Genomic DNA, 15,633 nt, shown 5'->3' with positions numbered 1-15,633 from the left:
TTTATGGCTATTCATTTACTGCTTTACAACTCTTTGAACACTAATTCCTTGCGAATTTTTAAAATCAAATAAATAAACTCCGCGTTCGAAATTCTGAAGGGAAACTATTCCGTTGTTCTGAATTTGGTCTTTCAAAACTACTTTTCCCTGAACATCGTAAACAATTAGTTCAGCATCTGAACCAGAGAAAGAGATATGGACCTGATCGTTCGTTGGGTTGGGGTAAATGGCAAACAGATCTTTTCCAATATGTGGAAACCCTGCTGTTGAAACTGAACCGTTATTAAAATAAATGGCTTCCGTCACCGTGAAGTACTCTCCAACCGATTTGAACGGGCAGAACACACTCAATTGCAACCAGTAAACTCCGTTTCCATTGTTCAGCACGTAAGTGGTGGTATCGAAATTGGAGCCGTTTGAATCCACAATATTCCAGATTACATTCACCGTGTTTCCAGTTGCCCAAATCGAATCGATGTAAGCGGTGTCTATTCCTGCGTAATAAATATCACAGTTCGTCAAAGTCACTCCCAAAGAGTCTTGTGCCAAAGAGTCGATGAACGGGTTGTTGAAGACGTAATTCGAATCGACTGGGATGACGAGGGTTGTGGAGAGTGTATCTCCGCAGTTGTCGGTTACGTGCAAATCGTGAGTTCCGGGACAAAGATTTGTCACCAAACTATATCCGCCAGAAGTGATAACTTGTGAACCATTGTCTAAATCCAGTTCGAAGTCCGGATTCCCTGAAAGATCAATTGCCGCTTCACCTAAACACGAGTTGGCATCGGAAGGCATTGAGAAGGAGTTTTCGATGGTTAATGGAAGAGATGGGATGATAGTCAGATCTAAAGTAATGATTGAATCGCAGCTGGCAGCATTTGGAATGGTATCGGTATATTGACCGGAAGCAGTATACGTTTGATTGTTGATTGGCCAAGTGAAAGAATCGCAAGCTGTTTGGGTTTCTGTACCATTCGAATTTAAAATTGTCAAATCCAATGTAATAATTGAATCACAACCACCTGCATTTGTATAAACGACGTTGTAATTTCCAGTATTGTAGTACGTTTGTCCATTTTCCAGCCATGTATAAGAATAACAAGCTGTCACTATTTGTACCGATTGTGTTTCATAACAGAGGTTAAAAATTGCGAAATTACGCATCGGTTTATTTGCAATTCCCGTAAATTGACCGACTACAAATAATTTCTGCTCAACGTTTTCTATTTCTTTTACTCCACCAACTGGATTTGGAGTCCAATTGGATAATACTCCATTATTCAAATTTACAGAAGCCATTCCGTTTCTTGGTTGTCCATTAATATATGTAAATCCACCACCCATAAAAACCATGTTTCCCTTTTTAGCAATGGTACTAAGTCCCCCATAATTGAAATTCAAATTCAACGACGTTAATAATCCATTTAAGAGGTCTACTTCTCCAAAATATTTTCTGCTAATTCCATTTATAGAATCAAATTGACCCCCTAAAAATAAAGTGCCTTGATTACCTTTGATTAATGAGAAAACCGGTGATGAAACAATTGGATTCCACGCATTTGCTAAACCTGTTGTCCTATTTATAGAAGCAAATCCAACTCTACTTTGTCCACCAATTGAATTGAAAAGACCTGAGGCATAAATTATTGAATCTACTGAGAACAGTTTATGGACTAATAAATTTGCAGAAGGGTTCCAACTTGTTGCCAAACCAGTTAATGTGTCAACAGCTCCCAAATATTGTCGGTTTTGACCACCAAGAACATAAATAGGGCCTGCAATGTATATAGATCCATTATTTGCTTCTATAGAGTAAACATTTGGATTACTTGGAGCAGGGTTCCAACTAGTAAGTTGTCCATTTGATGAAAATGCCATCAATCCATTTCTCATTTGCCCATTTATAGTTGTAAAGGTTCCCCCTACATAGAGTTTATTATGGTAGTATTTCATTGTATTTATTATTCCTCCTGAAATAATCGGATTCCAGGATGTTAACACCCCAGATGAAGCATCAATTGACGCGATGCCATCTCTTAATTGTCCACCAATAGAGTAATATGATCCTCCAACGAATAACTTGCCAAGACTGAATGTCAACGTCATAACTGTTCCCTCAGTTGAAACATCCCATGGAGTTGGTGCACCAGTAATCAAATCTATTTCAGCTAGATAATTCTTTTTTTGTCCACCCAATACTGTGAATAACCCCCCAACATAAACGGATGAATTTGTTGTGGCTAATGAATATATATTATCATTAGCATTTGGATTCCAACTTAGCACAGTTCCATTCGTTTTATTAACCGCTCCAATACGGCTTCTTATTTGAGCTCCAACATAATTAAACGCTCCTCCAACAATAATTGAATTAGCCGTTGCAGCTAAGGCAAAAACTTCATTATCCAAATTAGGATTCCAGTTTGTTATCGCGCCAGTAGATAATTTAAATGCTGCGGCACGATTTCTAGTTTGTCCTGCTATTGTGGTAAAGCGTCCACCAACATATAATATAGAATCGGATATTAGTAAGACACTAACTGTGTTACTCGGATTTGGGCTCCAGTTTGTAAGAGTTTTTGTGTATAAATTAAATGACGCTAGCCCATTTCGCGTTTGACCATTAAACGAAGAAAAATCACCTGAAACATATGCAATCGAGTCTCTTGCAACAATTGATTTCCAACTACCTGTTAAAATAGGATGCCAGGAAGTAGCCAGACCATTATTCACATTAATTTCAACTACACGCTCTCTTTCTTTTCTTCCAATTTCAGTAAATGATCCTCCTACATACATTTTTTCACCATATAAAGCCATTGTCTTAACTGAGCCATCAACATAAGATTGAAATTCTGTCATTTCTCCAGTACTTAATCTAATTCCCGCTATTCGTTTGATTGGTTCTCCATTAACAATAGAAAAGTCTCCTCCTAAAAAAAGCGTGTCTCCAGATTTAATAATTGAATTTACTAAACCATCGGTAGTAATATTTAAATTGGTAATAATCTCACCATTCAATAAACTAACAGCAGTTAAATGATCAAAATAATATTCACTTCCAATATATAAAATTGTGTCTGAAATATACAAACATCTTATTGGAGCATTATAGTTGTAATTCCAAAGTGAAAGATCTCCGGACGCACAATTCAAAGCAGCAATACCTAGCTTAGATTGCCCGTTCACAATGTTAAAATAACCAGCAAAAAAAAGTGAGTCTCCCGAAACGGCTAATTCATTGATTGTTCCATTGAGAATTGGGTTCCATGAAGTAACTAAGCCAGTTGTGATATTTATAGCTGCAATGTAATCTCGATTTACTCCCCCTATCTGATAAAAATCTCCTCCAATATAGATTACAGAGTCAGAAATACATAATGTATTTACGAAACCGCTTACATTTGGATTCCAAGATGTAAGAAAACCATTATTCAAGTTGAATGAAGCAACATTATTTCGGGTAATTCCATTAATTGTGCTAAAATTACCTCCAATATATAATATGGAGTCCTTAATTTTTAACGTCTCAATTGTTCCATTAATTATTGGTTTCCAATCGCTTAACAAGCCTGATGATGTGATGTGAGCTAGCCCGGATCTAACACTATCACCAATCTGCGAAAAATTACCACTAATATACCAGCCGCCATTATTATCGGATAACACACTGTTTACATCTGTGTTGGGGCTAAGAACAGTTAAATCAGGATAAGCGTTTTGGCTATTTAAAACAGCTCCATACTTTCCTCCCGATAACCCAAATTTTGAAAACGGTCCCGATACATATAAACTTGAATCATGCAATAAGAGCGAATTAACATAGCTTCCAGGCCCATTTCTCCCGATTTTATCTGTAACATGACCAGTTGAATCTATGTGTGCTAAATAATTCCTTATGCTATCGCCCACCATCGTAAAATCACCACCAATATACCATCCGCCATTTTCATCTGAAATGGATGTTCTAACTCGTTCATTTGGATTCGCAAAAGAAAAATCAACAATTCCATTTAATCCTATTAGGGCACCGTTTCGTTCATCTGGTCCAACATAATTAAAATTTCCTCCGATATATACAACGTTATTATTCGTGTCAGTTTCCATACAATTAACCCCTCCATTTGGTTGCCATGTACCTTCTTGAAGCACAGGAGTTTGGGCAATAGAAAATTGACTGTGAAAAATCAGAATAGTGAAAAATAGTATTTGCTTCATTTTTAGTTGGTTTTAATAACTCATCCTAATAATCTAATTACAAATGAGTTAATACAAATTCATACAGTTATATTGATGCCACAAAAATACGAAAATCCGCCCATCAATTGACGAACGGATTTTCCTTGTAAATTATTCTGTTTCTTACGCCTCCACGTGCATGTAACTCTCTACACTCGGACAAGAACACACTAAGTTTCTATCTCCATAAGCGTTGTCTACACGGCGAACCGGAACCCAGTATTTCCACTCTTTCAAGTAGGCAACTGGATAAGCTGCTTCTTGCGGAGAATACGGGTAATTCCATTCTTGATTGATGATACAATCTGCTGTGTGCGGAGCATTTTTCAACAAGTTATTTTCTTTGTCTGCTAAGCCGCTTTCAATGTCAGCAATTTCTTGACGAATCTTGATCATTGCTTCAATGAAACGATCCAATTCTTCTTTGTCTTCCGATTCTGTTGGCTCAACCATCAATGTTCCAGCTACCGGGAAAGATACCGTTGGTGCGTGGAAATTAAAGTCGATTAGGCGTTTTGCCATATCTGCAACTTCTACGTCTGCTGTTTTCTTGAATTCACGACAATCCAAGATCATTTCGTGAGCAACTGTACCGTTTTTACCGGTGTACAATACGTCATAATGACCTTTTAATTTCGCTGCAATGTAATTTGCATTCAGGATCGCTGCTTCGGTAGATTCTCTTAAACCTTCAGCTCCCAACATTTTGATGTAACCGTAAGAGATCAATAAGATCAATGCACTTCCGTAAGGTGCTGCTGAAACTGCATGGATCGGTGTGCTTCCTCCTGCTGCAATAACCGGGTTACTTGGCAAGAAAGGAGCTAAATGCGCTGCAACTCCGATTGGTCCCATTCCTGGTCCACCACCTCCGTGAGGAATTGCAAATGTTTTGTGTAAGTTCAAGTGACAAACGTCTGCTCCAATGTTTCCTGGATTTGTTAATCCAACTTGTGCATTCATGTTCGCACCGTCCATATAAACCTGTCCACCATTTTCGTGGATGATAGACGTAATCTCGCGAATTCCTTCTTCGTAAACACCGTGAGTGGATGGATAAGTCACCATCAATCCAGCCAATTCGTTTCCGATTTGGTTTGCCACAGCTTTTAATTCTTCGATATTGATATTTCCGTTTTCGTCACAACCTGTTACAACTACTTCCATTCCTGCCATTACTGCAGAAGCTGGATTTGTTCCGTGTGCCGATGAAGGAATAATCATTTTTTTACGTTGATTGTCTCCTCTACTTTCATGATATGCTTTGATAACCATCAACCCAGCGTATTCACCTTGAGCACCAGAGTTTGGTTGCAAAGACATTGCTGCAAATCCGGTGGATTCACACAAATCTTTTTCCAACTGACGGAACATCGCGTGGTAACCAGCTGCCTGAGCAACCGGAGCAAATGGGTGCATATTTGCAAACTGAGGATTCGTAATCGGAATCAATTCAGAAGCGGCATTTAATTTCATGGTACAAGATCCCAATGGAATCATCGAGTGAACCAATGACAAATCTTTATTCTCCAAACGTTTCAGGTAACGCATCATCTTGGATTCAGAATGATGTTTGTTGAACGTTGCATGAGTAAATACTCCGTCTGTACGCAAAACCGATGAAGCTAATGCAGATGATTCAGCTTTATTAGCTCCAAAGATCGACAAAATCGTTGCAACATCTTCCATCGTGTGTGGTTCACCAAAGCTAATTGTCAATTCAGATGCATTGATGATGCGGAAGTTCATTTCCTTTGCTTCAGCTGCTGCTTTGATTTTAGCTGTGTCTACTCCTTTTACCCAAACGGTATCAAAAAACGAATCGGATCCAACTTGAATTCCTGCCGCTTTCAATCCATTTGCTGTTGCAGAAGCCAACCCATTTACGTGGTTAGCAATCTCCTTCATTCCAATCGGACCGTGATATACTGCATACATAGAAGCCATAACAGCTAATAATGCTTGCGCTGTACAAATATTCGAAGTCGCTTTATCTCTTTTAATATGTTGTTCTCTCGTTTGCAAAGCCATACGCAAAGCCATATTGTCGTCAGCGTCTTTCGATACACCGATAATACGACCTGGCATAGAACGTTTGTATTCGTCTTTTGCTGCGAAGAATGCTGCGTGAGGTCCACCATAACCCATCGGAACTCCGAAACGTTGAGAAGTACCAAAAACCACATCAGCTCCTAAAGAACCTGGTGATTTCAAGACAACCAATGAAAGAATATCAGCCGCTACTGCAACGCGTAATCCTTCATTTCTTCCAATGAATCCTGCCAAATCCGTAATGTTTCCATAAACATCTGGGTATTGAACGATTGCTCCAAAGTAAGTTCCATCGTTTTTGAATGTTGTTTCATCACCTTCAACCAATTCGATTCCTAAATTCAATGCGCGACCCAAAACAACATCTTTTGTTTGAGGGAAAGCATTTTTAGAAATGAAGAACTTATTTACTCCGTCTTTTGTTTCTTGGCGAGAACGTGAATTCCAAAACAAAATCATTGCTTCAGAAGCAGCTGTTCCTTCATCCAATAAAGAAGCATTTGCAATTTCCATTCCTGACAATTCCAACACCATGGTCTGGAAATTCAACAAAGCCTCCAAACGACCTTGAGAAATTTCAGCTTGGTATGGCGTATATGCTGTGTACCATCCTGGATTCTCCAAAACGTTCCGCAAAATCACAGAAGGAACAATGGTTTCATTGTATCCTAAACCGATAAAAGATTTGTAGACTTTATTTTGAGCACCAAGTTCTGTGATGTGCTGCAAATATTCTTGCTCACTCATAGCAGCATCAATCTTCAACTCTCCGGATAATCGAATATGCGAAGGAATTGTTTTATCTACTAATTCTTGAATTGATTGAACACCAATAGCGGCTAACATCTCAGATTTCTCAGCTGAATTAGGTCCAATGTGACGGGATGAAAATGCACTCATAAAAATTTCACTAATTTTTTGACACCTACTTTTACTAGTAAGCTGGTGCAAAGATAGCGAAATTCGCGTTTTATTATTTCGATTTAGCTCGAATATTTGTTAAGTCAAATGGGAAGTTTTCAATAGCGATTCAATAATGGAATTCAAATTCGCGATACTACTGAAATTCAGCTAAAACAGATTGTGGCTTTCTACTTACAATCCGCCTTTCTTTCCATCATTTCCGGGCCACTCATCAGCTCAAATTCTTTGCATTTAGCTTTCTTCGTTTGGATGAGTTCTTTCACTTCTTTTTGACCTTTTTTAGTCAATTTTTTGGTTCGCAACTCATCGTATTTACTCGTCAATTCATCACTTGCACGAATACAATCACAAATAGAATCTTCACTACAAGAAGATATTACAAGCGAAAAAAGAGTTAGAACTGCGAAAATTTGAAGTTTCATGATTATTATTTTATGTGAATTCCTATTAAATATCCTATACTGAAAGTATCAGATAATCAAGGAATGATTTACTTTGCTAGTGCAAACAAATGTAACCCATGCAAACAAAACTTCCAAAAGTAGGAACAACCATCTTTACAACCATGAGTCAGATGGCCAATGAATATCAAGCCATTAATCTTTCTCAAGGATTTCCAAATTTTCCAATTGATCCGTTAATTGAAGAATTATTAGCGAAGAATAGTAAAGAAAATGTACATCAATATACACCCATGGCTGGCTTGCCTGCTTTGCTAGAAGGAATTGCAGCTTTGGTGAGTCGCGTTTATCAACGAAACATACATCCTGCCACTGAAATTTTGGTAACAGCTGGTGCAACACAAGGAATTTTTGCAGCACTTCAAGCATTGGTTCACCCAGGTGAAGAAGTCGTTATTTTAGATCCTGCTTATGATTGTTACGATCCTGCAGTTCATTTAGCTGGTGGAAAGCCCGTTCATATTTCAATGCGAGAAGATTTCACCATTGATTGGAAAGAAGTACGAGAAACAGTGAATCAAAAAACGCGTATTCTGATTATCAATAATCCACACAATCCATCTGGGAAAATGATGGAAGAATCTGATTTCAATTCGTTGGTACAAGTGATGGGAGATCATCCCAATTTAATTTTGATTTCAGATGAAGTGTATGAATTCATTACTTTCGAAAAAAAGCACTTTTCCGCACATAATCATGAAATTTTGCGAAACAGAAGCATCATCGTTTCTTCTTTCGGAAAAACCTTTCATCTAACAGGATGGAAAGTGGGTTATCTTATAGCCCCTGAATACATTCTCAAAGAAATAAAGAAAGTGCATCAATACTTGGTCTTTTCTGTCAATAGCGTCGCTCAAAAAACTTTAGCAGATTATATCTCCACAACAGATGTTACAACCCTTGGAACATTCTACCAAGACAAACGAGATCGCTTCAAAGAATTAATGGCTAAAAGTAAGTTTGAACTTCTTCCAAGTGAGGGAACTTATTTTCAAACAGCAAGATACAAGGCTATTTCTCAACTATCAGATGTTCAATTCTGCGAATGGATGGTCAAAGAAGTTGGTGTTGCTGCCATCCCGCTTTCTGTTTTCTACGAAGACTCAACAGATTATCGTACCATTCGCTTTTGTTTTGCGAAAACAGATGAAACACTTGTTCAAGCTGCTGAACGATTATGTAGGATATAAAAAAAGGAATCACTCTGAAAACACAGAATTGATTCCTTTTCTAAATAACTTGACTTCAGAATAAGAATCTTATTCTTTGATAATCATAACGGTTAAATTTCCTTTAATTAGATCATTCGTTCCAGCAACATTTGCATCCGCTGTTCCTCCTGCATCTCTTGCACGAACCTCAATAGTATGCGAACCAGCTGTGAGGGAGAAAACACCTGATAAAGTCCACTGTGACATGATTTGTCCTATACCCGTTGTATTTGCAGCAACAACTTGACGCTGAATACTACTTGCTGTACCATCCAAATAAATCGCGAAATTAGCAGCAGCATAAGTTGTTCCTGTTCCTGCATTCTGAAATCCACCATTCGTTGAAACATACACTTTTGCGTTTGCAGGAACTGTAATCGTTTGAGTTAACCCTGGAATCAAAGTGTAAGTCGTCACTGCAGCAGTTAAAATTAACTGACCTGTTGAAAAAACAGTATTTGCAGCTTGTCCTGTTGTTCCAGCTGGACCCGTAGCGCCAACGGCTCCTGGAGTTCCTGGAGAACCAGTTGCGCCATTTGCTCCCGCAGGACCCGTTGCACCAATTGGACCTGGAATTCCTTGAGGGCCTTGCGCTCCTGGAGTTCCATTAACTGCTGTCCCTGCTTTTTCAGCATATAGAGCATACGGAACACTCATTAATTGTTGAGTTCCTGTTAACGAATAATTAGTGCCTCCAGCTGGATCAGTTTCTGTTTTAATGAAATAAGGTCCATTTCCCCAATTGATAGAAGAAAAAGTACCGTTTTGAACAGTTCCAGCTCCAATTACCAATGACAGCAAACCATTTGCATTCGTAGAAGCATTGTGCGTTTCTGCATATACAATAGTTCCTGTTGTACTACCTTGAAGTATGGAGATTTTTGTTCCGATTGGAGAACTACTTACTAATTGATTCGAATTGTTTCGAATAACGGATTGATAAGTGAAGACTTGTGGAGCTTGTGCAAAAAGAGATCCGCTTAATAATAAAGCGCTAACGAGAGTAAGTAATTTCATTGTAGTAGAATTAATTAGTTTTTAATGATTTTGATAATTTGGAAAGAGGAATTGTCCGTTATTTTTATAGAATAAACCCCTCTAGCGTAATTTGTTAGATCGATTGTCGACGTAGTAGTATTTTTCCATTGATTGTTCCAAACCAATCGACCACTTTCGTCATAAATCTGAATGATTCCATTAAAGGATTCTGTAGCTTTCAAATAAATAATCCCTTCTGTTGGATTCGGAAACACTTCGAAAGTCATGAGTTCATCTTGTTTTTCAACAGAAAGAACATTAAAAAATTCATACGGCTGTTGAACTCCTTCATTCAGATTCGCCCCAGTTCCTATATAGTTTGTCGAAATTTGACCAACTGAAAATGAAACAGAACCTTGAGAAGATTGCACATTGCCACCTGATGCGTTAACAGACTGCTGCCCAAATGAATAAGAGCTTAATCCTGCTATTGCTAATAAATACAAATGCTTCATAGAGTAATAATAGATTTCGTTAAATATACCTTTTTTTAAATTTTGATGAAAATGATTGCCCCAAAATCCCGTTATTTAATCAACTGATAGAGAATTCTTACTTTTAGAAACAAGAATCAATTCAACAAAGAAAAAACACCATAGAACTAATAAATGAGAGACTTAAGTATTACGTTAGTACAAGCAAATCAAATTTGGGAAGACAAAGCTGCCAATTTACAGCATTATACAGAATTACTAGGATCTATCACTGAAACTGATTTAATATTGCTCCCTGAGATGTTTCAAACTGGTTTTTCAATGAATGCAGAACGTTTAGCGGAGAAGATGGAAGATAGTTTCAGCATTTCGTGGCTAAAACAGCAAGCGAAAGAGAAAAACACAGCTTTCTATACCTCATTGATTATAGAAGAGCATGGAAACTACTATAATAGAGGTGTATTTGTAGAGCCAACTGGCAATATTACTTGTTATGATAAGCGAAAATTATTTGGAATGGCAGAAGAGTCTGTTCATTTCACAGCGGGGTCGAAAGAAGTGATTGTTGAATACTTGGGTTGGAAGATCAATTTACAGATTTGTTACGATTTGCGTTTCCCAGAAAACATCCGAAATGGAGAAATAGAAGGAAAACCTCTTTACGACCTTCTTTTATATGTAGCCAATTGGCCAGAAAGAAGAATTCATCATTGGTCGACACTACTTCCAGCTAGAGCAATTGAAAATCAGTGTTATGTTGCTGGGTTGAATCGGATTGGTAGCGATCAATTGGGACATACTTATACTGGTCAAAGTAAATTAATTAATCTTTTAGGAGAAGAACTTTCCAACCTTTCGAATTCTGAAAGCATCATCACCTGTAGTATTAGTTATTTAAACCAATTTGAAATACGGGATAAATTACCCTTCCTTAGAGATAGTAATTACCGTTCATTTAAAAATTAATACCTTTTAATAAATAAATTAGTCTTTTTGTGACTAATTGATTAAATTTAGAACTTCGTAAATTAAAAAAACATGAAAAAACACATTACACTTTTAGCATCTGCTTTATTTGTTACTGGAATTTCAACAGCTCAAATTGCTAAGAGCGCTGAAATTGGTCGCAAGATGCCGATGAAAATGACAACCTCAAAAGCGGTTGTTGGAAATACTAATACTGATGAAAAAGCAGGAGGAGCTATTATTTGGCAATCTGATTTTTCAAATACTGCTGTTTGGACAACAGGAAATGTTACTCCAGGAGTACAAGGTGCCTTCCAATTTGGTCCATACCCTGTAGATTTCTCTGACTATATGACTGCTACAACTACTGGTTTAACACAACCTATGGCATTCTTTAATGGTATTCAGTACTTAATTGCTCCACCAGTTGGAATTCAGAATGCTTTTATGCAAACAGAAACAATTGATATGTCTGTAACAAATATTATTTCTGTAAGCTTCAATCAAATTTATCGTCGTTTCAACAACGATATCGTTTATGTTGAAGTAAGTACTGATAATGGAGTTACTTGGCCTGCAGCATTGTCTAAAAAAGTCAATACAGAAGCTGTTGGAAATGGTCCTACTTTAAGAAATGTTTCAACAACAGATTTCTTAATTGGTGCAGGAGTAACTCAAGGTAAAGTTCGTGTTCGTTGGGAGTCTTTAGATGCTGATGATGATTACGGAAGTGGTTATGGATGGGCAATTGACAACTTCAAAGTGCTTGAAGGATATCAAAATAACCTTAAATTGGTTAACGCTTATTCTGCATACGGAACTGAGCTTTTATCAGCAACAAAAATGCCTTTATCACAAACGGCTGGTGCAGGAAAAATGTCTTTCGCTGCTGAAATTGAAAATGTAGGAGCAGTAGCTCAACCTACAAGTTTCAGTGTTACAGGTACTGCTTACACTCAAACAAGTGCTGAAGTTAGTTTAGCTCCTTTTGCAATGGATTCACTTGAAATTCCTGCTGTTTCTGGCTATACAATTCCTACAACAGTTGGAACATATAACTTTATGCATAGAGCATTATCTGACAATACACTTGATTTTATTATTGATGATACTATTTCTAGTGGTTTCGCTGTAACAACTACTACATATGCTGTAGATACTTACAACGGACCTTCTACAGTTACAGGAAGCTTTACTGGATGGCAAAATCAAACAGGAAATCCACAAATTGGAACGATGTATCAAGTATTTGCTGCTGATGAAGTTGCAGCTGTTCAAGTAGGTATTGGAACTGTACCTGCAGCTTCTCAAACTCCTTATATTGGTCGTTCTGTTTATGCTTCTATTTACAAATATGATGCTACTACACAAACTTTCGTTTATTTTGACAGATCAGATGATCATGAAATAGTTGCTGCTGATTTCGGAAATTTAATTACATGTACTTTTGCAAATGTTCCTGAATTACCGGTAGGTCTTTATTTAGTAACAGGTGGTACTTATAATAATTTCCCAGTTCCAATCGCATTTTCTGGTAGTATTGCTGCTGGTAATACAAGAGGATTCAACGGGGCAACTGCTACTGGTTTAGCTTCTGATGGTAACAAAGTTGAAGCTCCTGTTGTTCGTTTACAATTCGTACAACCTGCAAGCCTTTCTGAATTAACTTCAGTTAGTGAGGTAAATGTATTCCCGAATCCATTTGTTGGAACAACTGAAATGAAATTTAACTTGAAAGCAGACAATAAAGTTTCTGTAGTTATTACTGATGTTGCTGGTCGTACAGTTGCAACAGTTCCTGCTACTCAAATGAATGCTGGTGAGCAAACAATTTCTATCGACGGAACAAACTTTGTAGCTGGTATTTACAACTACACATTGACTGTTGGTAACGAAACGATCACAAAACGTATCGTTAAAAAATAATCCAAATTCATTTTGGTTAAAAACCCTGACTTCTGAAAAGAACGTCAGGGTTTTTTTATTTCCTAAATTTGGCAGATGGAATACTGGAGTTTAGTAACATGTTTTGCAAGTTGTTTCTTATCCTCAACCATTATTCCTTTTCCTTCGGAAGCCTCTGTAATCTATTGCCTTTCTCAAGGACAAAATTCGCTGTTGGTGCTTTTAATAGCAACTGTTGGAAATAGCCTTGGGGGTGCCACTAATTATTTTATCGGGAAATTTGCTCGGAATCGCCTAATGAAAAAAACGGCTCCAAAGGCACAGCAGTTCGTTCTAAAATATGGAGTTTATTCTGCCTTGCTTTCTTGGTTGCCAATCATTGGTGACCCCATCATGATTGCACTTGGAATCTATGAAACAAAAAAAATCCCAACATTCATTTACATGACATTGGGGAAATTCCTTCGCTACTTAATCTTAGTAATTCTATTTCTTTACTACTGACCTTCTTCTACTTCAAGCTTTTTAGATTCAACTCTTTTGCTTGCAGCATCAATCGGTTATTTTCTGAATGATAATTTAGTGGCCAATTCCCGTGCCAAAAGATCTGTTTCCACATAATCTTCATAACTCGGATTAGAAAGAAAAGGTGTGTCTAATAGTACCCTTTCATTGATTCGAGCGATATCTAAAAACCCTATTTTTTCTTCTAAAAAAAGTTGAACAGCTATCTCATTTGCTGCATTTAATGCGCAAGCTGCTGTTCCTTTTTTATCCAAAGCTTCATAAGCTAGTTGCAAATTGCGAAAAGTTTTCTTGTCTGCTTGTTCGAAAGTCAATTGAGGATAATCCAAGAAGTTAAAGCGGGGTAAATTAGTTTGAAGTCTATCAGGATAAGTCAATGCGAACTGAATGGGAAGTTTCATGTCTGGAAGTCCCATTTGTGCTTTCATACTTCCATCTTGAAACTGAACCAAAGAATGAACAATGGATTGCGGATGAACAATCACATCAATTTGCTCACTTTTCAAGCCAAAAAGCCATTTTGCCTCAATGACCTCCAATCCTTTATTCATCATGGAAGCTGAATCAATCGTAATTTTCGCCCCCATTGACCAATTTGGATGCCTTAATGCTTGACTCAAAGTAACGGATTTCAAAGCATCTATACTCCACCCTCTAAATGGACCTCCAGAAGCCGTGAGGTAAATTTTTTCTATTGGATTGTGAAATTCTCCTACTAAACATTGGAAAATGGCAGAATGCTCTGAATCTACTGGATAGATATTGATTCCTTTTGCGCGAGCTCTTTCCGTAACAATTTCGCCTGCAACAACCAATGTTTCCTTGTTTGCCAAAGCAATGTCTTTTCCAGCTTCGATAGCAGCTAATGTTGGTTTTAATCCCGCATAACCCACTAATGCTGTTAATACAATGTCGACTTCGTTAAATTCTACTACTTGACAAAGTGCTTGAGCTCCGGCATACACATGAATATCTTCTGAAAAAAGAGCGTCTTTTACTTCTTGATATTTCGCTTCGTCTCCAATTACTACCGTATTTGGTTGAAAGAATTTGGCCTGTTCAATTAGTAATTTTGAATTAGACTGAGCGGTAATCACTTGCAAGTCGAATTTATCTGGATACTCTTGAATAACTTCTAGAGCTTGTGTACCGATTGAACCAGTAGAGCCGAGAATTGCAACACCTTTTTTCTGCATCATACAAAGTTAAAAATCATTCGTTACCATTGAATTGTCAATGAAGCATATTCCTACTTTGTTTGGTCGTTTCTTTTTAAATTTGTGCTATGAAATACCGTATCTTATCTGACGAAGAACTTCAACATTTGGAAGGCGATTTAAAAGCTTTCTTGATTATAAATGGCATTCATGGAGAAGAGTGGGGAAAAATGAATAGGGAAGAACCCGAGCAAGCTTTTGCACTTGTGGAGCTCTTTTCAGATCAAGTCTTACAAACAGTTTATGAGAAAGTAAAATTCTTAGAGCACAGAACACCAGAATCTTGCTTGGTATTTTATTTCAAGGAAAAGGAGCAAGAATTGATTGCTATTCAGCGAAAACCAAACTCCGAACTAGACCTTTCAACTATTGATAGCATTCACCAAGCACTCAGTAAACACTTAAAAGAATTGTCTGTTTTTACTAGCAAGAAGGAATATCATTTAGGACGAGAAAAAGAGATTCATCAATTGATTGAACAAGGAGCTGTTTTATCGAGTGACGAATTTTGGAATTCTTTACAAAAAATCATCTAAACGCCCTAAATACTAGGAAGGCATAAGTAATTTGCACAATCAAATTCGACAAATACACACCCAATATTTGAATAAGTACAATCTCTCCAAAAAGCTATTCATACTTTTTGGAGAAAGCTTAGTTT

General features: G+C 37.4%; 11 protein-coding genes. 5 read left to right on the top strand and 6 right to left on the bottom strand.

The annotated features are described in order from the left end of the window. Nucleotides 1–15 precede the first annotated feature (15 nt). From FLUTA_RS08135 to FLUTA_RS08125, 3 genes are all read right to left on the bottom strand, one after another. On the bottom strand, nt 16–4,218 hold the full coding sequence (locus FLUTA_RS08135; RefSeq protein WP_013686385.1) for a T9SS type A sorting domain-containing protein: 4,203 nt from the start codon (nt 4,216–4,218) through the stop codon (nt 16–18). A 144-nt stretch (nt 4,219–4,362) separates the two neighbouring features. Then, complete coding sequence (gcvP, locus tag FLUTA_RS08130; RefSeq protein WP_013686384.1) at nt 4,363–7,191, bottom strand: aminomethyl-transferring glycine dehydrogenase; 2,829 nt, start codon at nt 7,189–7,191, stop codon at nt 4,363–4,365. A 191-nt stretch (nt 7,192–7,382) separates the two neighbouring features. Further along, nucleotides 7,383–7,637, bottom strand: coding sequence for a hypothetical protein (locus tag FLUTA_RS08125; RefSeq protein WP_013686383.1), 255 nt, complete (start codon nt 7,635–7,637; stop codon nt 7,383–7,385). Between the two features lie 98 nt (nt 7,638–7,735). Between FLUTA_RS08125 and FLUTA_RS08120 the strand changes: the two genes are divergently transcribed. Next, a complete protein-coding gene (locus FLUTA_RS08120) occupies nt 7,736–8,866 on the top strand; it encodes a methionine aminotransferase (RefSeq protein WP_013686382.1) in 1,131 nt (376 codons plus the stop codon). A gap of 69 nt (nt 8,867–8,935) precedes the next feature. On the opposite strand, the gene FLUTA_RS21940 is transcribed toward FLUTA_RS08120, so the two are convergent. Further along, the gene (locus FLUTA_RS21940) at nt 8,936–9,904 is read right to left on the bottom strand and encodes a collagen-like triple helix repeat-containing protein (RefSeq protein WP_013686381.1); all 969 of its coding nucleotides are present in this window, start codon (nt 9,902–9,904) and stop codon (nt 8,936–8,938) included. Nucleotides 9,905–9,918: 14 nt separating this feature from the next. Beyond that, entirely contained in the window at nt 9,919–10,380 is a 462-nt protein-coding gene (locus tag FLUTA_RS08110) for a T9SS type A sorting domain-containing protein (RefSeq protein WP_013686380.1), read from the bottom strand. A gap of 153 nt (nt 10,381–10,533) precedes the next feature. Here FLUTA_RS08110 and FLUTA_RS08105 point away from each other — a divergent pair, with 153 nt between their 5' ends. From FLUTA_RS08105 to FLUTA_RS08095, 3 genes are all read left to right on the top strand, one after another. After that, nucleotides 10,534–11,325 carry a nitrilase-related carbon-nitrogen hydrolase gene (locus FLUTA_RS08105; RefSeq protein WP_013686379.1) on the top strand — a complete coding sequence of 264 codons (792 nt, stop codon included), beginning with the start codon at nt 10,534–10,536 and terminating at the stop codon, nt 11,323–11,325. A gap of 72 nt (nt 11,326–11,397) precedes the next feature. Next, a complete protein-coding gene (locus FLUTA_RS08100; protein ID WP_013686378.1) occupies nt 11,398–13,251 on the top strand; it encodes a T9SS type A sorting domain-containing protein in 1,854 nt (617 codons plus the stop codon). Nucleotides 13,252–13,326: 75 nt separating this feature from the next. Next, on the top strand, nt 13,327–13,734 hold the full coding sequence (locus tag FLUTA_RS08095) for a YqaA family protein (protein WP_013686377.1): 408 nt from the start codon (nt 13,327–13,329) through the stop codon (nt 13,732–13,734). Between the two features lie 56 nt (nt 13,735–13,790). Here the strand turns inward: FLUTA_RS08095 and FLUTA_RS08090 are convergent, their stop codons facing one another. Continuing rightward, nucleotides 13,791–14,954, bottom strand: a complete 1,164-nt coding sequence (locus tag FLUTA_RS08090) for a 1-deoxy-D-xylulose-5-phosphate reductoisomerase (protein WP_013686376.1) — start codon at nt 14,952–14,954, stop codon at nt 13,791–13,793. A gap of 86 nt (nt 14,955–15,040) precedes the next feature. On the opposite strand from FLUTA_RS08090, the gene FLUTA_RS08085 reads away from it, so the two are divergent. Then, complete coding sequence (locus FLUTA_RS08085; RefSeq protein ID WP_013686375.1) at nt 15,041–15,508, top strand: DUF6495 family protein; 468 nt, start codon at nt 15,041–15,043, stop codon at nt 15,506–15,508. Nucleotides 15,509–15,633 lie beyond the last annotated feature (125 nt).

This window comes from Fluviicola taffensis DSM 16823, from assembly GCF_000194605.1.
GTDB classification, from domain to species: domain Bacteria; phylum Bacteroidota; class Bacteroidia; order Flavobacteriales_D; family Crocinitomicaceae; genus Fluviicola; species Fluviicola taffensis.
Note: the sequence above shows the minus strand (reverse complement) of the source record. Positions and strands in the feature narration are given on the sequence as shown.